The sequence below is a fragment of the Shewanella sp. Isolate8 genome (assembly GCF_022398495.1).
Lineage (GTDB): Bacteria > Pseudomonadota > Gammaproteobacteria > Enterobacterales > Shewanellaceae > Shewanella > Shewanella aquimarina.
The window spans coordinates 722,877-748,052 of the sequence record NZ_JAKEVI010000003.1; the positions used below are offsets into that span (position 1 = coordinate 722,877).

Sequence of the window (25,176 nt, forward strand, 5' to 3'; positions counted from 1 at the left end):
CACAAGCATTACAAACTGCGAGCATACCTTACCTTTAGCATTATTTGTGTGTCAAAAAATTGACCACTGTACAGACTATTGATAACATTCAACACTTGGCGAAAAAACGCGCTAACAGTTACAACACTTAAAATCAAGTTGTGTCATTTAATTCTGCGGGGGCAGGTATGAAATCGATAGTTACAACCAAAAATGGACAAGTTATAGATGTGAAAGGGAAGGTTTCTTTGGTAACAGAAACCGAGCAAAAAGCAGTAACTATCGGTGAAGTGATTCCCGAAGGAAGCACGATTCTCATTGCTGAGCAGGCTGATTTAGAGCTTGAGTTTGCAGATGGCACTTCTTTTACAAGTCAAAGTATCAATGACACTTCGTCTGTTGAAGCTGATGCATTAAATGAAATTGAACAACTTCAAGCACTGATCGCATCAGGAGAAGATCCAACAGCCGAATTACCAGAAACCGCCGCGGGTAATACTGCCACCAGTGAAGGTGACTCTGGCTTTATCTCCGTAAGCAGAACTGGCGCCCAAACAATCGCTGGCGCCGGATATACTACATCTGGATTCTCTGTAGAACAGCCTACAGTTCAAGCGTTTACCGTTAGTAGTGATGACGCCCCTACCATTACCGCTAATGACACTAATACTATCGCAGAAGATGAAGTCGCAACTGGCAACGTTTTAGATAATGATCTTGATTTCGATACCGAATTATCAGTAGTCAGCTTCAGTGTCGACGGTCAAACCGTCAATGCCGGCACTACCGTCGAGCTAGAAGGTGGCAGCCTGGTGATCAACGCCGATGGCAGCTACACCTTTACGCCAAACGACAACTGGAACGGCAGTGTGCCGGTCATCACCTACACCACCAATACCGGTGAAAGTGCGACCCTGACCATTAATGTCACCCCAGTAGATGACCCATCCGTGCTGGCCAACGACAGCAACACCGTGGCAGAAGACACNAGTAGTCAGCTTCAGTGTCGACGGTCAAACCGTCAATGCCGGCACTACCGTCGAGCTAGAAGGTGGCAGCCTGGTGATCAACGCCGATGGCAGCTACACCTTTACGCCAAACGACAACTGGAACGGCAGTGTGCCGGTCATCACCTACACCACCAATACCGGTGAAAGTGCGACCCTGACCATTAATGTCACCCCAGTAGATGACCCATCCGTGCTGGCCAACGACAGCAACACCGTGGCAGAAGACACCGTGGCAAGCGGTAACGTGCTCGATAACGATAGCGACATCGACAGCCAACTGTCTGTGGTCAGCTTCAGTGTCGACGGTCAAACCGTCAATGCCGGCACCAGCGTCGAGCTAGAAGGTGGCAGCCTGGTGATCAACGCCGATGGCTCTTACACCTTTACACCAAACGACAACTGGAACGGCAGTGTGCCGGTCATCACCTACACCACCAACACCGGTGAAAGTGCGACCCTGATCATTACTGTCACCCCAGTAGATGACCCTTCTGTACTGGCCAACGACAGCAACACCGTGGCAGAAGACACAGTAGCAAGCGGTAACGTGCTCGATAACGACAGTGACATCGACAGCGAACTGTCTGTGGTCAGCTTCAACGTCGACGGTCAAACCGTCAATGCCGACACCAGCGTCGAGCTAGAAGGTGGCAGCCTGGTGATCAACGCCGACGGCAGCTACACCTTTACACCAAACGACAACTGGAACGGCAGTGTGCCGGTCATCACCTACACCACCAACACCGGTGAAAGTGCGACCCTGACCATTACTGTCACCCCAGTAGATGATCCATCTGTACTGGCTAACGACAGCAACACCGTGGCAGAAGACACAGTAGCAAGCGGTAACGTGCTCGATAACGACAGCGATATCGACAGCCAACTGTCTGTGGTCAGCTTCAGCGTCGACGGTCAAACCGTCAATGCCGGCACTACCGTCGAGCTAGAAGGTGGCAGCCTGGTGATCAACGCCGATGGCAGCTACACCTTTACGCCAAACGACAACTGGAACGGCAGTGTGCCGGTCATCACCTACACCACCAATACCGGTGAAAGTGCGACCCTGACCATTAATGTCACCCCAGTAGATGACCCATCCGTGCTGGCCAACGACAGCAACACCGTGGCAGAAGACACNAGTAGTCAGCTTCAGTGTCGACGGTCAAACCGTCAATGCCGGCACTACCGTCGAGCTAGAAGGTGGCAGCCTGGTGATCAACGCCGATGGCAGCTACACCTTTACGCCAAACGACAACTGGAACGGCAGTGTGCCGGTCATCACCTACACCACCAATACCGGTGAAAGTGCGACCCTGACCATTAATGTCACCCCAGTAGATGACCCATCCGTGCTGGCCAACGACAGCAACACCGTGGCAGAAGACACAGTGGCAAGCGGTAACGTGCTCGATAACGAYAGCGACATCGACAGCCAACTGTCTGTGGTCAGCTTCAGYGTCGACGGTCAAACCGTYAAYGCYGGYACYACCGTCGAGCTAGAAGGTGGCAGCCTGGTGATCAACGCCGACGGCAGCTACACCTTTACGCCAAACGACAACTGGAACGGCAGTGTGCCGGTCATCACCTACACCACCAACACCGGTGAAAGTGCGACCCTGACCATTAATGTCACCCCAGTAGATGACCCTTCTGTACTGGCTAACGACAGCAACACCGTGGCAGAAGACACAGTGGCAAGCGGTAACGTGCTCGATAACGACAGCGATATCGACAGCGAACTGTCTGTGGTCAGCTTCAGCGTCGACGGTCAAACCGTTAACGCTGGTACTACCGTCGAGCTAGAAGGTGGCAGCCTGGTGATMAACGCCGAYGGCAGCTACACCTTTACACCGAACCAAGATTGGAACGGCAGTGTGCCGGTCATCACCTACACCACCAATACCGGTGAAAGCGCGACCCTGACCATTAATGTCACCCCAGTAGATGACCCTTCTGTACTGGCCAACGACAGCAACACCGTGGCAGAAGACACCGTGGCAAGCGGCAACGTGCTCGATAACGACAGCGATATCGACAGTCAGCTGTCTGTGGTCAGCTTCAGCGTCGACGGTCAAACCGTTAACGCCGGCACCACCGTCGAGCTAGAAGGTGGCAGCCTGGTGATCAACGCCGATGGCTCTTACACCTTTACGCCAAACGACAACTGGAACGGCAGTGTGCCGGTCATCACTTACACCACCAATACCGGTGAAAGCGCGACCCTGACCATTAATGTCACCCCAGTTATTGATGGAGCTCCAACAGTTACGATCACCACTGATATAAACAATGATGCATTTATCAGCAACAGTGAATTAAATGGGAGCACGACAATTGATGTAACCATTAGCCTTGAAAATACAGGAGCAATTGTCGGTGACACTCTTACAGTAAATGGAATTTCAATAGTCCTTACTCAGGAACATATTACTAACAACAGTGTAGATATGACTTTACCATCACCAGGTGAAGGTAATGAGATAGTTGTTACCGCAACTGTCACCGATCAAGCTGGAAACATATCTGCTCCGGGTACTGACTCTGCAGTCTTAGACACCAACGCCAGCGCTACCATCACGGTGGATAACATCACCAGTGATGACGTGCTCAACGCCCAGGAAGCGGCCGGCAATGTCACGGTCACCGGTACCGTCGGCGGCGATGCCGCCATCGGTGATACGGTCACCATGGTGATCAACGGCACGACCTACACCACCACAGTGATCGCCCTGCCTAATGGCGGCCTGGGCTTTAGCGTCGCCGTCGCCGGCAGCGACTTGGCCCTTGATACTGAGTTCACTGCAACCGTCTCCGGCACCGATGACGCCGGCAACCCCTTTACNCAGTGATGACGTGCTCAACGCCCAGGAAGCGGCCGGCAATGTCACGGTCACCGGTACCGTCGGCGGCGATGCCGCCATCGGTGATACGGTCACCATGGTGATCAACGGCACGACCTACACCACCACAGTGATCGCCCTGCCTAATGGCGGCCTGGGCTTTAGCGTCGCCGTCGCCGGCAGCGACTTGGCCCTTGATACTGAGTTCACTGCAACCGTCTCCGGCACCGATGACGCCGGCAACCCCTTTACCGCTGACACCATTTCGACACACACTGTCGACACCAACGCCAGCGCCACCATCACGGTGGATAACATCACCAGCGATGACGTGCTCAACGCCCAAGAAGCGGCCAGCGATGTCACTGTCACCGGTACCGTCGGCGGCGATGCCGCCATCGGTGATACGGTCACCATGGTGATCAACGGCACAACCTACACCACCACAGTGATCGCCCTGCCTAATGGCGGCCTGGGCTTTAGCGTCGCCGTCGCCGGCAGCGACTTGGCCCTTGATACTGAGTTCACTGCAACCGTCTCCGGCACCGATGACGCCGGCAACCCCTTTACTGCTGACACCGTTTCGACACACACTGTCGACACCAACGCCAGCGCCACCATCACGGTGGATAACATCACCAGTGATGACGTGCTCAACGCCCAGGAAGCAGCCGGCAATGTCACGGTCACCGGTACCGTCGGCGGCGATGCCGCCATCGGTGATACGGTCACCATGGTGATCAACGGCACGACCTACACCACCACAGTGATCGCCCTGCCTAATGGCGGCCTGGGCTTTAGCGTCGCCGTCGCCGGCAGCGACTTGGCCCTTGATACTGAGTTCACTGCAACCGTCTCCGGCACCGATGACGCCGGCAACCCCTTTACTGCTGACACCATTTCAACACACACTGTCGACACCGGCGCCAGCGCCACCATCACGGTGGATAACATCACCAGTGATGACGTGCTCAACGCCCAGGAAGCAGCCGGCAATGTCACGGTCACCGGTACCGTCGGCGGCGATGCCGCCATCGGTGATACGGTCACTATGGTGATCAACGGCACAACCTACACCACCACAGTGATCGCCCTGCCTAATGGCGGCCTGGGCTTTAGCGTCGCCGTCGCCGGCAGCGACTTGGCCCTTGATACTGAGTTCACTGCAACCGTCTCCGGCACCGATGACGCCGGCAACCCCTTTACTGCTGACACCATTTCGACACACACTGTCGACACCGGCGCCAGCGCCACCATCACGGTGGATAACATCACCAGTGATGACGTGCTCAACGCCCAGGAAGCAGCCGGCAATGTCACGGTCACCGGTACCGTCGGCGGCGATGCCGCCATCGGTGATACGGTCACCATGGTGATCAACGGCACGACCTACACCACCACAGTGATCGCCCTGCCTAATGGCGGCCTGGGCTTTAGCGTCGCCGTCGCCGGCAGCGACTTGGCCCTTGATACTGAGTTCACTGCAACCGTCTCCGGCACCGATGACGCCGGCAACCCCTTTACTGCTGACACCATTTCCCAGTGATGACGTGCTCAACGCCCAGGAAGCGGCCGGCAATGTCACGGTCACCGGTACCGTCGGCGGCGATGCCGCCATCGGTGATACGGTCACCATGGTGATCAACGGCACGACCTACACCACCACAGTGATCGCCCTGCCTAATGGCGGCCTGGGCTTTAGCGTCGCCGTCGCCGGCAGCGACTTGGCCCTTGATACTGAGTTCACTGCAACCGTCTCCGGCACCGATGACGCCGGCAACCCCTTTACTGCTGACACCATTTCGACACACACTGTCGACACCAACGCCAGCGCCACCATCACGGTGGATAACATCACCAGTGATGACGTGCTCAACGCCCAGGAAGCGGCCGGCAATGTCACGGTCACCGGTACCGTCGGCGGCGATGCCGCCATCGGTGATACGGTCACCATGGTGATCAACGGCACGACCTACACCACCACAGTGATCGCCCTGCCTAATGGCGGCCTGGGCTTTAGCGTCGCGGTCGCAGGCAGCGATTTGGCCCTTGATACCGAGTTCACTGCCACTGTCTCTGGTACCGATGATGCCGGTAACCCCTTTACCGCCGACACCATTTCGACACATACCGTCATACGAGTGTCAGGTGGCAGCAACGCTGATCTCACTGTCGATGACGCCAACACACTTGGCTCAGCAAGCGACACCGACAGTTCAGGGCTGAGCTTCACAGCAGGCGTATACGATGTCACCAGTTTTGCCTTTACTAATATTGGCGATATCAATGTTAGCGGCCTTGACGCCAACATTAGCTGGGATCTTGATGCCTCGGGTAACCTGATCGGCAGCATAGACGGCACACCGGTATTACAGCTAAGTCTATCGGGTAGTAACATCAGCGCGGGCGCCACCGGTTCGGTAACTGTTTCAGTGACCCTGCTGGATAACTTGCCACACGGCGCAAACGTCGATGACATTGTCATCAATGGCATCACTGTAGAAGCGACAGATACAAGTAATGCAACCGCCACGGGTTCTGTATCCGTGAAGGTTATCGACGACGGCGTCACGCTCGATCCGCTAGACCTTGCCGGTGACAATGCCGCAGGTATCTATGATGGCGTTATCAATGTCGACGGCGCAGATCAAGACTTTAGTGCAGACCTCTCAGGCAATATTTCGGGCGGGGGAACCTTCTCCGACTCAGGCATTACCGCCGGTGGTTTGACCGTGTTCTACTATGTCGATCCGGCCAATCCAGGCATACTCATTGCCTATTCGGATACCAGTGGCACACCTTCGGCTTACGATTCTGGCAACGGTGCGCAATCGGTGATATTTACCCTATCTATCGATCCGAATAGCGATAGCTACCAGCTAGATCTGAAGCATGCCATCGATGAACTCAGCACAGTGACTGTAGCCAACATGAGTGGTGGTAAAGGCGGTAACACGCCAGCAGCCTATGTGATGGCCGATGGTACAATTTATAACGATATTAATGATGTAACGAATCCGAATGACATTGCATTCACCTTAACGTCTACATCGGGCAGCATTGCAAGCACCGTCAATGGCAACACAAATGGTTTCGGCGCACAAAACGCCTGGGTCGATCAAGGCGAAGCACTCATCATCGACTACGCCAATGAGGTAGCCTCGGCTTCGATCAACTTTAGCGGTGCCACCTATATCCATTACAAGGCCTACGATGCCAATGGCAACTTGCTGGGCGAAGGCGACATTACCAGCGGACAAACCATTGGTAACCTTGGCGAAATTAGCTATATCGAAGTGTCCACCAGTGCGCAAGGGGGGCATTCCAACTTCCAGTTTACCGGTACGTCGGCAGAGAATATCGTCAGCTCGACCGTGGATGTGGATCTCGACTTTGTGGTCGATGTGACCGACAGCGACGGCGATACCTCAACAGGTTCTATCCATGTTGATTTGGATGCACCAGGCAGCGCGACTACGGCTCCAACGGCGCTCTCCTCGAATGCTGTATCTATGCTGAGCGAAGCCGACCTTTACAAAGATGGCGCCGAGTCAGACGTACAGACACTGCGCTTCAAGTCTGGCAGTGAGTCGATTACGGCATTCCAGTTTGGCGATACGGATGATATCCAAGTCTCTGGTGTCAACGCCAAGATAAGCTGGTCATTTAACGAGAACGGACAACTCATAGGTACCTTCATGGGTAAAGAGGCTATCCGCCTGACCCTGAATGGTAATCGTATTGAGAGTGGTGCCGAGGGTAACGTAAGCGTTACCGCTGAGATTCTCGATACCTTCCCACACAATGTCAGCACCGAGGATTTAACAATTAGCGGTATTGATATTATAGCGGTTGATGCTAACGGCAAGACGGCAACAAGCACCTACTCAGTTACCGTACAAGACGATGCCCCAGAAATTGCCGCTAGCCAAACTGTTGATGTGACGGGCGATAACATTCCTGACACCTTAGTGGGTGAATTCTCATTAACCGGCAGCGGCGCTAGCCGCTCGCTTGATTTCGATGGCTTCACCATCACGGCAAGAGGATTTAGCTCGTCTACAGACTCAACGCTAACGACAGCGAACGTCTCTAGCACAAGTAGTGGCATAGGTGTTCAAAGCATAGATAGCCCATACCTTAACCTCCCTGGCGAAGTCGACTTCAGGAAGTTCGCCGATGGTAGTGAAGGCTCAGAGGAGATAGTTGTTACACTAGATGCCGATACTCTCGCTTATGGTGTCAACATAGAGTTCTCTGCGATGTTTGGCGGTGAACTTGAAGTAGGTATTGTCGAGTTTTATCGCGATGGCCAGCTGATCACAACGCAAACCTTTAGCTCGGATGCCAAAGATGGTAATTACGCCGCAGTCTTTGAAGTGTTACAAGGCGGGTTCGACAAGATGGTTATCAGGGCTACCGATAACGGTTTTGGTGCAGCCCATGGTGATAACAGCGACTTTGCCATCAAGGCTATTGAGTTCTTAGGCTATGACGACATAGCAACGGGTTATGCAACGGGCACAGTCGATACCGATTGGGGCGCCGATGGTATGGGATCTCTAAGCCTTACAGGCATAGACGAAACCAAACTGCAGACTAGCGATGGTCAAAGTATCTCTACCTCAATGTCGGGCAATACCCTTATCGGCGAAACAGCATCTGGTGAGCTAGTCTTTAAGGTTGAGTTTACACCTAGCACTGGTCAGTGGGAGTTCTATCAATACAAGACGATGGAAGCAACCGCCGATGGACAGCTAGACTTCAATGTTGTCGCAACCGATTCGGACGGCGATACCGCAATTGGTCATTTTGCCGTGAATCCTCAGTCTGTTGTACGTGACTACCAATATAGTAATGGAACAGATGGAGACAACGCACTAACAGGGACAAATGATCATGACGTCATCGTTAGTGATACGACCGGCATACAGGTAGTACAGGGCGAAAACTACAATGTCGCCTTTATCCTGGATTCGTCAGGAAGTATGGGCTCGAATCGAATTGAGTCGGCTAAGGATCAGCTACTACAGGTCTTCAATACATTGAAGGCCAGCGTGGGTGGCGCTACCTCAGGTACGGTGAACGTATTACTTGTCGACTTTAACAGCGGCACTAAGGCACATGTGGCCGTTAATCTAGCCGATTCAGATGCTATCTCTAAGTTAGAGAGCGTACTGAACGAAATCAGCAGCGACAACGGTAGAACCAACTACGAGGCGGCATTTGAGACTGTCATCGATTGGTTTAGTCATGGTTCGGCAGCTAGCAATACAGGAACCAACCTGACCTACTTCATCACAGATGGTGAAACCAACAACTACAACGTTGATGCCGATCCTGAAGATGTGTGGGTTTATAATAATTACTACAATGACTGGGATAAGAAGTTATCCGATCTTCTAGATAAGTACGTCCCAGGCCAAGAACTTAAGCACAATGGCAAAGTCATCATCGATGAATACGGTAACATTAATTACTGGTATAGAGACGATGGCTCATGGAAGCATTATCAGACTGGTAGCATGAGAGTCGATGAAAATGGCGACTACTATGTCGCGAAGATCGCCTCCGGATACAGCAATGGTAACGGTACCGACGTCACGGCAGAATCTGAAGCATTGGCGGCCTTCCAAGTGCTTAACACTCTGTCTAATGTCGAAGCCATCGGCATAGGCAGTGGTATTAGCCTGAATAAGCTAACTCCATATGACTCTGATGGTAACGTTGCAACCAACATCAACGTCAGCGATCTGGCCAGCATCATCTTGGGCTCTAAAGAGATGCTACTTCAAGGTGATGACACGGTTAACGCCGGCGAGGGCCACGACATAGTGTTTGGCGATCTGGTTCAGTTCGACGGTATTGACGGTCAGGGCTACGCAGCACTGCAGAAATTTGTGGCACAGCAACTAGGTGAAGATGCTTCAACCGTTACAATCCAAGATGTTCACGAATTCGTGGCGGCCAATCCAGCGCTATTCGACACCTCTCGCGACCAAGATGGCAACGATATACTGGCCGGTAATCAGGGCAACGATATCCTCTTCGGTCAAGGCGGCAATGACGAGCTTCACGGCGGTAGCGGCGATGATATGCTACTAGGCGGCCATGGCAGCGACATGCTGATCGGTGGTGCCGGCGAAGATATTCTCATCGGCGGCCTGGGCGATGACACCCTAACCGGTGGCTCAGGTAAGGCAGATAGTGAAGCCGATACTTTCGTTTGGCAGCAAGGTGATACGGGTACCGACCATATTACCGATTTCGATATCAACCAGGACAAGCTGGATCTAAGCGATCTGCTCCAGGGCGAAAACGGCGGTAACTTGGAAGACTACCTGCACTTCACCGTTGATAATGGTTCAACTACCATCGAGATTGATGCCAATAACGATGGTCACGTGGATCAGACCATCGTCCTCGACGGCGTCGACCTGAGCCATCTGGGCACAACCGATGGTCAAATCATCAACGGTTTATTGGGCTCGGAGGGTCACGGTGCATTGATCGTAGATAATGCCAACGTGAACCAGGCGGCTTCGAGCTTTGCCGTACCGACAACCCTCGACGATGATGGCCAAATCCAAGTCATACTCCCTTAAAAAGGAGAACAGTAGAATGGCACCAACTAGTTTCGGCTAATTGGTGTCATTTTTACTTTGGTGATGTTTTAGTATTACTTCTATAATTGTTCTACGATAATTTTATAATAAAATCTTAAGGATAAGCTTTTAAGGTGCAAGCTTCAGCGTCTCCAAAAACTGAGCAATGGACAGTTTCAGCCTCCCAAAGAGTGACTGTCGATCCCTTGTTAGACAGTTTAGTGTTATTGACAGAATACTTTGGCAGCCCCTGTTCCAGCGAGTCATTAGCCGCAGGACTGCCGCTGTCGGGGAGTATTTTGACACCCGAACTTGTCCCTCAGGCAGCAAGCCGAGCCGGGTTGGCGGCCAAGCTGACTCGTAAGGGGCTGGATCAGATCTCCCCGATCCTCCTGCCTTGTATCTTGCTGCTAAAAGATAAGAATGCCTGTCTGCTGCGAGAGATCGACATAGACAAAGACAGGGCTGTGATTCAGTTGCCGGAAACCGGCGGCGAAGAAGTGCTCAGCATAGAAGCGCTCGAAGCCATGTACGTCGGGTATCTATTTCTCGTGAAGCAGCAATACCGTGGCGACATGGGACTGGATGTGCATCTGCACGACAGTCGCACCCACTGGCTTATCCAAACCCTGAAAGATTCGGCGCCCATCTACCGAGACGCCTTAATAGCCTCCGTGCTGGTGAACCTGTTCGCCTTGGTATCGCCACTGTTTATCATGAATGTCTATGACAAGGTGGTGCCTAACCTCGCCTTTGAGTCCCTATGGGTACTCGCCATAGGCGCCGGCATCGCCTACATCTTCGATCTGGTCATGCGGCAACTCAGGGCCTACCTGATCGATGTGGCTGGCAAGAAGGTCGACATCATAGTGTCATCGAGGCTTTTCGCTAAGGCCATAGGCATACCCTTAGAGAAACGCTCCCCCAGTATCGGCGGCATGGCACGCCAGTTGGGCGAATTTGACAGCATACGCGAGATATTGACCTCGGCGACCATCACCACCTTGGTCGATCTGCCGTTTGCACTGTTCTTCATGCTGATCATCTATATCGTTGCGGGCGATCTAGCCATCATTCCTGTGATAGGCGGCATCATTATCATTGCCTATACCCTGATCATGCAGCCGCGCCTCAAGGCGGCTATCGAAGAGAGCAACAAGTTCTCTGGCCTGAAACATGGTCACCTGATCGAGTCTCTGGCCTCTATCGAGTCGATAAAATCCAGCGGCGCCGAAGGCCTAGTGCAGAAGAGCTGGCAGCAGATGATTGGCCACACCGCTAACTGGCAGCTGAAGGTCAAGAAGATCTCCACTTCGGTCACCAACGTTGCCAACTTCACCGTACAACTCTCCGTGGTCTGCGTGGTGATCTTAGGGGTATATCGCGTCGCCGATAACGATATCTCCATGGGCGGCATTATCGCCGCGGTGATCCTGTCTAGCCGGGCCATCTCACCCATGGCGCAGCTGGCCGGCCTGATGACCCGAGGCAACCATACCGCCAGCGCCCTAAGGCAGCTGGATCAGATCATGACCCAGGAAGATGAGTTTGAGAATAAGGGCCATCTGGTCAGCAAACAGCGTCTCAAGGGCCAGATCAACGCCGACCACGTCAGCTTTAATTATCCTGGCTCAGAGCGTCCCGTACTGCACCCCATGTCCCTGTCGATTGCACCGGGTGAACGCATCGCCATCATAGGCCGCAACGGTTCGGGCAAGAGCACCCTGGCCAAGCTCTTAGTCGGCCTCTACCAACCTACCAAGGGCAGTTTGCGCTACGACGGCCTGGATTCGGCGCAGATTCACCCAACAGATCTGCGTAGAAACTTCGGTTACCTGCCTCAGGACATCACTCTATTCCACGGGACAATCCGCGACAACATACTCTTCGGTACCCGACAGGTCACCGAACATCAGCTAATCCGTGCGGTGCAGTTGTCTGGCGTCAACCAGTTTACCGATATCGAGACCGAAGGCTTAGATCAACAGGTCGGTGAAGGCGGTCAGTCTCTGTCTCGCGGTCAACGCCAAACCATAGCGCTGGCACGGGCGACCCTAAACGATCCGCCAGTGCTGCTGATGGATGAGCCCACCGCAAGCCTAGATGCGCGCGCCGAAAAGCAATTTATTCGCGCCATGAAGAATGTCTCCAAGGAGCGCACCCTGCTGCTGATCACCCACAAGATGCACCTGCTGAATCTCGTTGACCGTATCATAGTCTTAGATCGAGGCCATCTGGTGGCCGACGGCCCGAAAGAGCAGGTACTCAACCAGCTCGCCAAGGGGCTACTTTCGGGAGGGCCGAAGAGTGAGTAAGCACTTAACTACCCAAGATTTAGAGATGGTCGATGACGTCTACGGCGCCATGATGACAGATGCGCCCACCAGTCACAGGCTGATAATCTGGGCCCTGACCGCCCTCGCCTTTAGCTTCCTGGTATGGGCCTATTTTGCCGAGCTGGATCGGGTGACCACGGGCACAGGCAAGGTGATTCCCTCGTCTCAGGTACAGGTGATTCAGAGTCTGGACGGCGGCATCATGAAAGAGTTGTATGTCCGTGAAGGCATGACGGTCACCAAGGGCCAGCCTCTGGTGCGCATAGATGACACCCGTTTTCGCTCAGACTTCGCCCAGCAGGAGCAGGAGGTCTACAGCCTGCAGGCTAACGTTATTCGTCTGCGCGCCGAGCTCAACAGCATCACCATCTCAGATGTGGCCGCCGACTGGCGCGAGCAGGTGAAGATCGCCAAACAGCCGCTACAGTTCCCGCCTGAGCTGATCGAAAGCGAACACGACCTGATAGAGCGTCAGCGCGACGAATACTCGGGCAGGCTGGACAACCTGAGCAATCAGCTGGAGATCCTAGCGCGCCAGATCCAACAGAAGCAGCAGGAAACCGAAGAGCTGGCCTCTAAGATCAATACCCTGACAACCAGCTTCCAGCTGGTGACCCGGGAACTTGAGCTGACCCGTCCGCTAGCCGACAAGGGGATTGTGCCCGAGGTTGAGCTGCTTAAGCTGGAACGTAACGTCAACGACATTCGCGGTGAGCTAAGCTCGCTCAGGCTACTCAGGCCGAAGGTTAAGGCATCACAGGATGAGGCGATACTGAAACGCCGCGAAGCCGTGTTCGTCTACGCCGCAGAGGCCCGCACCCAGCTCAACGAGATGCAGACACGTCTGTCGCGCATCAACGAGGCTCAGGTGGGCGCACGAGATAAGGTGAGCAAGGCCGAGATCGTCTCGCCGGTAAACGGCACGATCAAAACAGTTCATATCAACACCTTAGGTGGTGTTGTTCAGCCTGGCATCGACATCATAGAGATAGTGCCATCTGAAGATCAGCTGCTTATCGAAACCAAGATCATTCCGAAAGATATCGCATTTTTACATCCTGGCTTACCCGCCGTTGTTAAAGTTACTGCCTACGATTTCACTCGTTACGGTGGCCTCAATGGCGTTGTGGAGCACATCAGTGCCGATACAACACAGGACGAAGAGGGAAACAGTTTCTATCTTGTAAGGGTTAGAACTGAACTATCAAGTTTGACGAAAGACGACGGCACCCAGATGCCCATCATACCTGGCATGTTAACCACGGTGGATGTGATCACTGGGCAAAGATCTGTTCTGGAGTACATACTTAATCCAATTTTGAGAGCAAGAGACACTGCTCTACGTGAACGTTAAGTTCACAACAATAACCAGGGGGGTTACCAAATGAGTAAGCAAACCATGCATCAACTAAAGCGCAGTGCCATGGCACTCGCCATTAGTGCGATGTTGATACCCGGGGCAGCCTCTAGCCAAACGCTAGAACAGGCTGTCGCCCATACGCTGGATACCAATCCAGATATTCGCATCGCATTTAATCGCTTCAAGGCACGCGAAGAGCAGGTCAATCAGGCAATCGCCGGTTACATGCCAAGCGTTGATATCAGTGGTGGCTATGGCTGGGAGCAGACAAATAGTCCGTCTACCCGCCGCCGTGCAGGCCAGGGCGATGTTGACGAAGATGGTGTCATCGAATTGATGCGTGGTGAAGTCGGATTTAGCATCAAGCAGATGCTTTTCGACGGTTTCTACACCTCGAGCGAAGTGGATCGTTTTAGCTTCGAAGCCAGCGCCGATCAATGGGCCCTGTTTGCCGCTGCCGAAGATATCGCACTGGATGTGGCTAAAGTCTACGTCAACTATATTCGTAGTGAGCAAGTGCTGACCCTGGCAGAGAAAAACCTGCAGAGTCATAAAGACATCTATGATCAGATCAAACAGCGTACCGATTCGGGCCTGGGCTCAGTCGCAGATCTGTCTCAAATCACGGGTCGTCTGGCCCGCGCCAACGCCAACGTGATCGCGGCGAAGAACAACTTCTTCGATGCCAAGGCGCAGTTTGTTCGTATCGTCGAGAAAGAGCCGGAAAACCTAATCGTTCCCGTGCCTGATGACGATATGCTGCCGACCAACCTCACCGACGGCCTCAAGGTTGCCCAGGAAAACCATCCTATTCTGAAATCCGCCGCCAGTGATATCTCGGCGGCAGAGAACGAGCGTTCATCAGCCCAGTCCAACTACTACCCTAAGCTCTCGCTAGAATTAGGTGGCAACTGGAATGACAACCTGGACGGTGAAGACGGCTACTCAATTTTTGCCAACCAGAATGTCGGCGGTCACAACAATGATCTTGTCGCCATGGTAAGGGTGAAATACAACCTGTTTGCCGGTGGTAAAGATCTGGCCCGCGAGAAAGAAGCCGCCTACAAGATAGGTGAGGCGAAAGAGATTCGCCAGCGTGCCTATCGTCAGGTGGTCGAAGGGGTCAACCTGGCCTGGAACGCCTATGAGATGCTAGAGCCACAGAAGCTCTATATCCGCGATCACGTCATCGCAGCCAAAGACACTCAAGTCGCCTATAGCCAACAGTTCAACCTGGGACAGCGCACCTTATTGGATTTGCTGGATACCGAAAACGAACTGTTTGAAGCGCGTAAGGATTACCTCGATGCCGAATATGACGAGATCCTCTCTGAATATCGCATCCTTAACGCTACAGGAAGACTACTGGAATCGCTTCGTGTGACTCGCCCCGATGTCTGGAAGGGTGAGCGCGAATACGAAGGGGGAGTAAAATAATGAAAGCCTTACTGATTATTCTTAGCGTCGCCTTACTGGGCGGCTGCGCCTCGCGCGACATAGTGACCATGGATACCCCAACCAATCAGGTATTCGATCTTAACGACAAAGATAAAGATGGTGTTATTGTCGCTCGCGAACGCTGTAACGATACAGTGCTCGGTGCCAACATTGATAACTACGGCTGTGGTAAGATTAAGCCGATCAATGAGCGTCAAGAGCTTAAGATATTGTTCGCCAACGACTCTTACTACATTGATCCCCAGTACTATGATCAGGTAGAAATGGTTGCGACTTTCATGAGACAGTACCCCAATACTAAGGTGACCATTGAAGGTCACTGCAGTAAGACGGGTAGCTATGAGCACAACCTAACGCTGTCGCAAAACCGCGCCGATGCCGTAACTTCGCTGTTGTCTGAGCGATTCGGTATCGCCAACGACCGTCTGACCGCCATAGGCTACAGCTACGACAGACCGGTAGACCCTACTCATACCAAGATGGCACACACACGTAACCGCCGCGTGATCGCAGAGGTAACGGGTGAAGACACCAGAGCCGATATGAAGTGGCACATCTACACAGTTGATGAACAAGTAAAATAAAAAATAGTCGGAGAAGATGAAGGCCAAAATTGGCAGGCAAAAACGCTTTCAAAGGGTCTGCCAACTTTGCGTTGTGGCAACGGCCCTGGGGTTTTCTTGCCTATACGCTTCTCCGACACAAACACTCGACGCCAACTACATTAAGTCCACCCTAGAAGCCCGATACGGTGAGCGCGCAGGCATGCGCGTCGCCGCCTGGTTTAAGGTGCTGGATGAATCGCAGGGCCTGAGTGAACAAGAGAAGATCACCAAGGTAAATAACTTTTTCAATCTGTTTAGGTTTGTCGACGACATCAAGCTGTGGGGCGTCAGTAACTACTGGGCCACACCGATGGAGTTTATCGGGGTGAATGGTGGCGATTGTGAAGATTTCTCCATCGCCAAATATTTCACCCTGCTGCAGCTGGGGGTGCCCGATGACAAGCTGCGGATCACCATGGTCAAGGCCACCTCGGTCAACCAGTACCACATGGTGTTAGCCTATTATGAAACGCCCGGCTCCATCCCCTTGGTGTTGGATAACCTGGACAGACAGATTAAACCGGCCACCCAGAGACAAGATCTGATCCCCGTATACAGCTTTAACGGTCGTCAGTTGTGGCTAAACAAAGAAAAAGGTCGCGGTGTACTGGCAGGCTCATCGGGACGCCTTGAAAAATGGAATGATCTCAAAAATAGATTAGGTGTTGAGCGACTCAAAATGCCTAAGTTAAGATTGGAGTAGCGAAAACAATGACACTGTTTCGACAGATATACTCACTGCTTTTTGGCCTGTTCTTGGTCGTTGTCATCAGCCTGGCTTATGTACAATTTACAGAGACACAAAGCTTTCTGACCAAGCAGATGGAGTCCGATCTCAATAACACCAGCCACAGTCTGGGGATCATGCTGGTTCCCGATCTGGAAGCGGGTGACATTGTCGGCGCGGAGACGCTGATCAACGTCATCTTCGAAGGCGGCTATTACCAACAGGTGAAACTCACCTGGCTGGTCGATGGCAAACAACAGGTGTGGGAAAACGACGTTAAGATTGAGGGCGTCCCCCAATGGTTTATCGACCTAGGGTTCTTCGAAACCATTAAACGCGAAAGCACCATTACCTCGGGTTGGATTCAACTGGCCAAGCTAGAGATCACTGCCCACCCCGGCTTTGGTTACAACGAGCTGTGGCGCACCCTGACCAACGCCATCATAGTCATTTCTATCCTGTTTTTACTCGCCATCATGCTGGCGCGCTTCGGGCTAACCTGGATCCTGCGACCACTGCATGAGATTGCCGAGCATGCGACCGAAATAGCCCAGCGCAAATTTGGCCCTGACATGGCAATTCCTAAGACCTCAGAGCTCAAGTCAGTGGTCGAAGCCTTTAACAGCATGTCTCACCAGCTCAAGCAGATCTTCAGCTCTCTAGACGAAGAGGTGACAGAACTGCGCAAGAAGAACCTGGTGGATCAAGTCTCTAAGCTGCCAAACCGACAATATATGATGGGCCGTCTCAACAGCTGGTTGAATGAACCTAACAATGGCTCGCTGATGATGGCTAAGTTTGACTGGCTAGAAGAGGTACACAGCAAGTATGGCTATCAGGTTCGCGATGAAACCATACGCCTGCTGGCCGAGAAGATGCAGGAGCAACTCGACGAGATCGCCCCTTCCGTCATCGCCCGTATCGCCGCCTATGAATTTGCCTTCCTGATCACCAGTGCCGAACAGGAGCAGAGCAGCAAGTACCTGCATACCCTGATCAGAACCGTGAATCAGGAGATCTCCAAGGCGGGCTGTAAGCCTAACGAGCAGTTTGCCATAGGTATCGCCCAGCGCACCGACAACATGACGGTATCGGACATTCTGGCGCAGACAGATAACGCATTGCAGAAGGCGATCGCCGACAACAAGGTATTCCATTGGTTCGAGAGTAACGAGAAACAGCTCTACACCCGTGAGCAGTGGCGAGAGCATTTGAGCGCGGCCATCAGCAGCAAGCAGTTCCAGTTCAAATGGCAGCCGGTCTACCATACCCATAAGGATGAGGTGGTGCAGCGTGAGCTCTATTGTCAGCTCACCATAGGCGATAAAGAGATCCACGCGGGCCAGTTTATGCCTTATGTCGAGCTGCTCTCACTGGGGTCTATGCTGGACAGATGCCTGATCGAAACCATAGTGGAAAATGGTCTGCTGGAGCGTAATGATGAGCCTATCGCCATTAACCTGACCTTCAACAGTCTGAGCGATACCAGTTTCCATAAATGGCTCAACAAGTTCCTGAGCAGTACGCAGCAGGCCCAGCGTATCGTGTTTGATATTCCAGAGGCCGGCGTCTATAGCGATCCCGATGCCTGTCAGGCCCTATGTAACATCATTCGCGATAATGGCGCCCACTTCGGTATCGATCACTTCGGTCGTCAGTTTGGCTCTATGTCTTACCTGCAGAACCTGAGACCTAGCTACGTCAAGTTAGATCAATCCTTCGCCTACTATGATGAGAACGAGCACAACAGCGAGCTGTGCCGCGCCCTGGTAAACGTCGCCAGAGGCCTGGATATCCAGATCATCGTCACAGGCATTCAGGAGCAGCCACAATTGGCACGTTTCGAGCCGCTCAAGGCCAACGCCTACATGGGCTACATCTACCCGCCCACTCGGGTTGAGCTATAACAAAAAAAGCTGCCCAAAAGGCAGCTTTTTTTATCCCGATAATACGGCTTAATAAATAGAAAGAGGGCCTTATACCAATTACAGTAAGTATGTGATCAGAAATAGCGCAGGAAAAACGTTTGAGAACAAAGCAGGATTTTTAGATAAGTAGTTATTCTACAATTAAAAATTGCTAATACAGTTATCGAGCATTTTAACAAGCTAGAATGATCAATTATTTATTACGATTGGTATTATTTACAAAAGACAGGCAAAGAAAAAGCCCCTCGATTACTCGAGGGGCTTCTCTATGATTGGTCGGTGATAGAGGATTCGAACCTCTGACCCTCTGGTCCCAAACCAGATGCGCTACCGGACTGCGCTAATCACCGAAAATCTTTTTGTATCAGTAAATGACATCTTAAAACATCACTCACTTGGAAACTGGTCGGTGATAGAGGATTCGAACCTCTGACCCTCTGGTCCCAAACCAGATGCGCTACCGGACTGCGCTAATCACCGAAACAAGGGATATTTTACGAGGTGCCGCCTCGCTTCACTATATCAAGGATAAGAATGACTCGTGAAGTCTGTTGCAAGAAGAAGTGGGGTGACTGATGGGACTTGAACCCACGACAACCGGAATCACAATCCGGGGCTCTACCAACTGAGCTACAATCACCACTGATGTTGACTTCTTTACGCTAACTTGACCCTCATCCAACTGGTGCACCCAGAAGGATTCGAACCCTCGGCCTCACCCTCCGGAGGGGTGCGCTCTATCCAGCTGAGCTATGGGTGCCTGCCTTGTTAGCGCCGCATATAGTATGGATTATTTTACTGCGCGTCTATAGCAAACACATATTTTTTTACGCGTTTGCTCAAGTTTTAGCATATTTAAGGAGATATTAAGCTGACGACGTCAAAATAATGACTTGGTGCTGGTGTTTTTTTATGCTATTTATAATCATTACCCCAAATCCTAGCGAAAAAATATAATTACTTGTGATTGGCGGAACCATGTTTAGGGATAAAACAGACCAACATTCACCCCGTGAAGTTGGCCGTTTATATAAAAGGATATCTCGCTTAAAGAGCCTGGCTCGGAAGTACAAGCGTTCTGAGATCGTCCAACATACACTATTGGATATCTCCAATCTTGCCGCTCGAGTCGAGCGCGCCGAAGACTTCTATGCTGGAATCCAGACCAATCTCAACCGCCTCCTCCCCGCAGACAACTTCTTCATCGCCATCACAGACAGAGAAACCAACAAATTAGGTGTACCTTTCTTCGTCGATGAGAAGGACCAGCACCCAAGCCAGCTTTACCCCAGTGAAGAGTTGTCTACCACGCTCAACAGCGGCCTCACCGGCTATGTGCTGCGCAGTCAACAGCCTTTGCTGTGTGATGACGACAAGTTTGAGCATCTGCTCGCCAGCGGCGAGATCGTCAGTCGGGGATCTAGCTGCCACCAGTGGCTAGGGGTCCCAATTTTCAGCAGCGATCAGACCATAGGGGTGATCGCGGTGCAGAGCTACGATGCCAATATCACCTATGGCGAGATAGAGGTCGAGCTGATGACCTTCATCAGCCAACATATCTCGGGCGTTATCGAGCGGGTACAATACCAACACAACCTGGAAGCGGCTATCGAGCACAGAACCAAGGAGCTGAGCGTCGCCTACGATAAGCTCAAGCAGGAGGTCACCGAACGGCGACGGGCGGAAAACCTGCAGAAGTCGCTGTTTGAAATAGCCGAGCTTTCCAATGCGACCATAGACCACCAGAGCTTCTACCGCGAACTACACAGGGTGATCAGCCACCTGCTACCGGCCAACAACTGTTATATCGCCCTGCTCGAGGACAATGGCCGTGAGCTGCATTTTCCCTTTTATGTCTCTCAGCTCAACGTAGGCGCGCCGCAAAGGCGCCCTCTGGCCGATGGCCTGACGGAGTTTATCCTCAAACATAAACGTCCCCTGCTGCTCGATGGCAGCGATATCAAGACGCTGATCAAGAACAAGCAACTCTACGCCAAGGCACCCCAGCTCAACTACGCCGAAACCATACACCAGTGGATCGGCGTGCCGCTGTTTATTCAGGGCATAGTCAAGGGTGCGCTAACCATCTACAGCTTTACCCCGTCGCAGACCTACCAGGAGAAAGATCTGGATCTGCTCACCTTCGTCTCGCAGCATATCGCGGCGGCGATCGAGCGCAAGCTATCGGCGGAATCACTGAAACAGAGCTACGAGCAGTTAGAAGAGAAAGTCGCCCAACGTACCCGCGCCCTGGCGATGCTCAACCAAGACCTGGAGAAGGAGATCGCCCAGCGCCGTAAGGTCGAACAACAGCTGGTGCATGATGCTAGCCACGACACCTTAACCGGCCTGCCCAATCGCGCCATGTTTATGGAGCGGCTTGCACAGGCGGTCAAACATGTCAGGCGCCATGCCAGAGACAGATTTGCCCTGCTGTTTATCGACCTCGACCGCTTTAAGCTGATCAACGATACCCTGGGCCATCTACAGGGTGACCGTTTCCTGATTGAAACCGCCCGTCGCCTCAACCTCTGCATCAGGAGCAACGACACCTTAGGGCGTATCGGCGGCGATGAGTTTGTCATATTGCTGGACAGCATTAATACCAATAGTGACGCCATCGAGGTGGCCGAGCGCATCTTAGGCGAGCTGAGCGAGCCCTACCAGCTGTCGAATCAGAGCTTTACCTCGGGGGCCAGTATTGGCATCGCCTTCAGCGGCCAAAGCAGTGGCGATACCAGCGAATCGCTGTTAAAGGACGCCGATGCCGCCATGTATCAAGCCAAGTCCAACGGCAAGGGCTGCTTCGTCATATTCGATCACAATACCAGCCACCAGCAGAGCCACGACATCACCCTAGAGATAGAGCTGAGGGAGGCGATAGCCAAGAAGGCGTTGGCACTACAGTATTTCCCCGTCATGGCATTGGCGACCCAGGAGGTTATCGCGCTGGAACCCAGACTCTACTGGCAACACGAGCAGCTGGGGAAGATAAAGCAGGATCAGCTAAGCAACATTGCCGAACACTGCAACCTGACCAAGGAGCTGGATCTCTACCTCTTCGATCAACTCAATAGCGACTATGACAAGGTCATGCAGCAGGTCGATGGCAAGGTGCAGCTACATATCAAAGTCGCCAGTCAGCACCTCAAGCATAAGCATGCGGTGCGTAAGCTCAAGAATCGCATCAAGCAGAGCTACTATAAGCCAGCCAATATCTGGGTCTTCTTCAACGAAAAGGCCTTTGTCGCCGACAGCGACAGCCATATTCAGGCCTTCGACATCCTGGCCAAGCAGTCAATAAACATAGGCCTCTGCGCCTACGGCAGTGCCCACACCGCGCTGAGCAGCCTAAGCTTCCTGCCCTTGAGCGGCCTGAAGCTCGACCCTAGCTATATCAGTCATCTGAATAATCCGCAGCAAAAACGCCTGCTTAAGGCGCATCAGCTGACCGCATCGGCGCTCGAACTGACCCTGTTTGTGGAAGGGGTTAAGACAGATCTGCACAGGCAGCAGCTGGTCAGCCTAGGCTTCGATCAGGGTCAGGGCCAGGCCCTGGGTGAGTCTATCGACCCCTGTAAACTACCTGAGCCAAGCCGGTCTCGCAGCGGCAGCATCTCTGCCTAAGCAGAGATGTCCACTTAGGCTAGTCCAATTACTTCTTCAGCATATCCCGTATGTTGGCAATATTGGCCCGGCCCGATTGCACTCTTTGCTGCTCGGACTGAGGGGGCTTGCGGTTCTCCCAGATGAGATCGTCCTGAGGCAGCTCCATCAAGAAGCGACTAGGCTCACAGCGCATCACCTCACCAAACTGTCGTCGCTCGCGGCAGATCATGAACCACAGCTCCCGCTGCGCCCGCGTAATCCCCACATAGGCCAGGCGGCGCTCCTCCTCGACGTTGTCTTCATCTATGCTGGTCTGGTGCGGCAAGATGCGCTCCTCCACTCCCACCATAAAGACATAGGGGAACTCCAGCCCCTTAGAGGCGTGCAGCGTCATTAGCTGCACCTGATCACCAGCCTCGTCTTCGCTGTTGCGCTCCATCATGTCTCTCAGGGTCAGACGGGTCACCACTTCCGGCAGCGTCATCCCTTCGTCCAGTTCATCGCCCTCTAGCATCTCGGTCACCCAGCGATAGAGCTCGGAGATGTTCTTCATCCGCATCTCGGCGGCCTTGGCACTGGTACTGGTCTCGTACAGATAGTCTTCGTAGTTGATGTGGCGGATCAGCTGCTTCACCGCCTCAACCGGTTCGCCGCGGGTCGCCGCCTCGCCGGTATCGACGATAAACTTGCCAAACTGATACAGGGCCGACATGGCCGCCGGCGGCAGATGATGGTTCAGCTCGCTTTGGAATATCGCCTCGAACATGGAGATGTGCTGCTCGTTGGCGTAGTTACCCAGGCGTTCCAGGGTCGCCGGGCCGATGCCGCGTTTGGGCAGGTTAACCACCCGCAGAAAGGCGTTATCGTCGTCGGGATTCACCACCAGACGCAGGTAGGCCATGATATCTTTGATCTCGGCGCGGCCGAAGAAGGAGGTGCCCCCGCTGAGCTTATAGGGGATGCGGTTGGTCATCAGCGCGCGCTCCAGCAGGCGCGACTGATGGTTACCCCGATAGAGGATGGCATAATCGCCAAACTGGGTCTTGCCCACAAACTTGTGGCGGATCATCTCGGCCACCACACGCTCGGCCTCCTGCTCCTCGTTGGCGGCGATCAGCACCCGCAGCGGCTCACCATAGGCCAGCTCGCTGAACAGTGATTTGTCGTAGACGTGGGGGTTATTGGCGATCAATATGTTAGCCGCCCGCAAAATACGCTGACTGGAGCGGTAGTTCTGTTCGAGTTTAATTAACTTAAGATTGGGAAAGTCCTTCCCCAAAAGCACCAGGTTCTGCGGCTTGGCCCCACGCCAAGAGTAGATAGATTGATCGTCATCCCCTACCACGGTAAAGCGGGCGCGCTCGCCCACCAGCAGCTTAACCAACTCATACTGGCTGGTGTTGGTATCCTGATACTCATCCACCAGCAGGTATTGGATCCGTTTCTGCCAGCGCTCGCGTACCTCCTGCTTGTGCCGCAGCAGCAGGGTGGGCAGCAGGATAAGATCGTCGAAATCCAGCGCGTTATAGGCCTTCATATGCTGGGCATAGCGCTGATAGAGCAGGGCGAACAGCTGTGACTGTTCGTCTCGGGCACTCTTGATGGCGCGATCCGGCGTCATCAGATCGCCCTTCCAGTTGGAGATCGCCGTCATCAGCATGCGCAACAGATCTTTATCGCCGTCAAACTCCTTCTCGGTGAGTTCTTTCAGCAGCGCCAAGGTGTCCTGATCGTCAAACAGGGAGAAGCCGGGCTTGAGACCGACCACCTTATACTCCCGCTTGATGATCTCAAGCCCCAGGGTGTGAAAGGTCGAGATCCACAGCCCTCTGGCCTCTTTACGCCCCATCGACTGGGCTACACGCTCCTTCATCTCCCGCGCCGCCTTGTTGGTAAAGGTCACCGCGGCGATGTTGCGAGCCTGATAACCACACTTCTGTACCAAATAGGCAATTTTATTGATGATCACGCGTGTCTTACCACTGCCCGCGCCGGCAAGCACCAGACAGGGACCAGAGACATAGTGAACAGCATCATTTTGACCGGGATTGAGCTTCATTAACTAACGGCTACCAACTAGAGAAATCTTAAGATCGGCCAGGGATCATACCAGAATCTTTGCCATAGCTCAGACAAAAATATCCAGGCTTTGCCCTGAGCTTAACCGCAGATGACCGGCCTGCCTCAGACGTGAGCCCGCCCCAAACACGGGGCCAAGCCACCGGTTTTTAGTTGTCATCCCAGTAGGCTTAGGTACAATTCGGGCATAGCATTAAACGGCCAATGGCGGACAGAAAAGATGATTAACCCCAAAAAGATCGAAGAAGTAGCTAAGCAGCTAAGCGATAACCTCCCCAGCGGGCTTAAGCAGTTTGCCGGTGAGTTTGAAGAGAAGAGTAAGCAGATACTGCAAAACCAGCTGATGAAACTCGATCTGGTTTCGCGCGAAGAGTTTGATGTGCAGCAGCACGTGCTCTTGAAAACCCGTGAGAAGCTGGAATCACTCCAGGCCCAGGTCGATGCCCTGGAAGCCAGACTCAGACAGCAAGACGACGCCTAAGCCCATCTGCGAAAGGCGGCGACTATAACGCCCCATCCACAAAAAAGAGCGCACGACGCTCTTTTTTATTGCCTCTCCTTACCGTTTCCTCCACGGGCCCGGCTTTCGATTGCTCATTTTAAATTGCCTCGGTTTTGCCACAATTGGTCATCGCTATGC

General features: G+C 53.1%; 13 protein-coding genes, 4 tRNA genes and 1 pseudogene. 13 read left to right on the plus strand and 5 right to left on the minus strand.

What is annotated here, in order from left to right; all coding sequences use genetic code 11:
• The first annotated feature begins 167 nt into the window (after nt 1-167).
• The 11 genes and pseudogenes from L1D43_RS15645 to L1D43_RS15695 all read left to right on the plus strand — a co-directional run bounded on the left by L1D43_RS15645 (nt 168) and on the right by L1D43_RS15695 (nt 18,827).
• Complete coding sequence (locus L1D43_RS15645) at nt 168-1,133, plus strand: retention module-containing protein (protein ID WP_239852987.1); 966 nt, start codon at nt 168-170, stop codon at nt 1,131-1,133.
• Nucleotides 1,027-2,096: pseudogene (locus tag L1D43_RS15650) on the plus strand (Ig-like domain-containing protein); the annotation flags it as partial. The gene L1D43_RS15645 and the pseudogene L1D43_RS15650, both read left to right, overlap by 107 nt.
• The gene (locus tag L1D43_RS15655; RefSeq protein WP_239852988.1) at nt 2,078-3,838 is read left to right on the plus strand and encodes an Ig-like domain-containing protein; all 1,761 of its coding nucleotides are present in this window, start codon (nt 2,078-2,080) and stop codon (nt 3,836-3,838) included. The pseudogene L1D43_RS15650 and the gene L1D43_RS15655, both read left to right, overlap by 19 nt.
• Nucleotides 3,774-5,375, plus strand: coding sequence for an Ig-like domain-containing protein (locus tag L1D43_RS15660; protein WP_239852989.1), 1,602 nt, complete (start codon nt 3,774-3,776; stop codon nt 5,373-5,375). Before L1D43_RS15655 ends, L1D43_RS15660 begins: the two co-directional genes overlap by 65 nt.
• Nucleotides 5,296-10,434: an Ig-like domain-containing protein gene (locus L1D43_RS15665; RefSeq protein WP_239852990.1), complete on the plus strand. Its 5,139-nt coding sequence runs from the start codon at nt 5,296-5,298 to the stop codon at nt 10,432-10,434. Before L1D43_RS15660 ends, L1D43_RS15665 begins: the two co-directional genes overlap by 80 nt.
• A gap of 134 nt (nt 10,435-10,568) precedes the next feature.
• A complete protein-coding gene (locus tag L1D43_RS15670) occupies nt 10,569-12,749 on the plus strand; it encodes a type I secretion system permease/ATPase (protein WP_239852991.1) in 2,181 nt (726 codons plus the stop codon).
• Entirely contained in the window at nt 12,742-14,124 is a 1,383-nt protein-coding gene (locus L1D43_RS15675; RefSeq protein WP_239852994.1) for an HlyD family type I secretion periplasmic adaptor subunit, read from the plus strand. The genes L1D43_RS15670 and L1D43_RS15675 overlap by 8 nt, the downstream gene beginning before the upstream one ends.
• Before the next feature lie 30 nt (nt 14,125-14,154).
• On the plus strand, nt 14,155-15,567 hold the full coding sequence (locus L1D43_RS15680; protein ID WP_239852995.1) for a TolC family outer membrane protein: 1,413 nt from the start codon (nt 14,155-14,157) through the stop codon (nt 15,565-15,567).
• Entirely contained in the window at nt 15,567-16,172 is a 606-nt protein-coding gene (locus tag L1D43_RS15685) for an OmpA family protein (protein ID WP_239852996.1), read from the plus strand. The genes L1D43_RS15680 and L1D43_RS15685 overlap by 1 nt, the downstream gene beginning before the upstream one ends.
• 16 nt (nt 16,173-16,188) lie before the next feature.
• Entirely contained in the window at nt 16,189-16,896 is a 708-nt protein-coding gene (locus tag L1D43_RS15690) for a transglutaminase-like cysteine peptidase (protein WP_239852998.1), read from the plus strand.
• Nucleotides 16,897-16,904: 8 nt separating this feature from the next.
• Nucleotides 16,905-18,827 (plus strand): EAL domain-containing protein, encoded by a 1,923-nt coding sequence (locus tag L1D43_RS15695; RefSeq protein WP_239853000.1) that lies wholly within the window; start codon nt 16,905-16,907, stop codon nt 18,825-18,827.
• Between the two features lie 294 nt (nt 18,828-19,121).
• Here the strand turns inward: L1D43_RS15695 and L1D43_RS15700 are convergent.
• The 4 genes from L1D43_RS15700 to L1D43_RS15715 form a co-directional block, all read right to left on the minus strand.
• Nucleotides 19,122-19,198 (minus strand) — tRNA-Pro (locus tag L1D43_RS15700).
• A 53-nt stretch (nt 19,199-19,251) separates the two neighbouring features.
• A tRNA-Pro gene (locus tag L1D43_RS15705) sits at nt 19,252-19,328 on the minus strand.
• A gap of 84 nt (nt 19,329-19,412) precedes the next feature.
• Nucleotides 19,413-19,488: transfer RNA gene (locus tag L1D43_RS15710), tRNA-His, on the minus strand.
• A gap of 43 nt (nt 19,489-19,531) precedes the next feature.
• A tRNA-Arg gene (locus L1D43_RS15715) sits at nt 19,532-19,608 on the minus strand.
• Between the two features lie 218 nt (nt 19,609-19,826).
• On the opposite strand from L1D43_RS15715, the gene L1D43_RS15720 reads away from it, so the two are divergent.
• The gene (locus L1D43_RS15720; RefSeq protein ID WP_239853009.1) at nt 19,827-22,475 is read left to right on the plus strand and encodes a diguanylate cyclase; all 2,649 of its coding nucleotides are present in this window, start codon (nt 19,827-19,829) and stop codon (nt 22,473-22,475) included.
• Between the two features lie 28 nt (nt 22,476-22,503).
• Here L1D43_RS15720 and rep read toward each other — a convergent pair whose 3' ends face one another.
• The gene (gene rep, locus L1D43_RS15725; RefSeq protein WP_239853011.1) at nt 22,504-24,516 is read right to left on the minus strand and encodes a DNA helicase Rep; all 2,013 of its coding nucleotides are present in this window, start codon (nt 24,514-24,516) and stop codon (nt 22,504-22,506) included.
• Nucleotides 24,517-24,756: 240 nt separating this feature from the next.
• Here rep and L1D43_RS15730 point away from each other — a divergent pair, with 240 nt between their 5' ends.
• Nucleotides 24,757-25,017, plus strand: coding sequence for an accessory factor UbiK family protein (locus L1D43_RS15730; RefSeq protein ID WP_041511851.1), 261 nt, complete (start codon nt 24,757-24,759; stop codon nt 25,015-25,017).
• Nucleotides 25,018-25,176 lie beyond the last annotated feature (159 nt).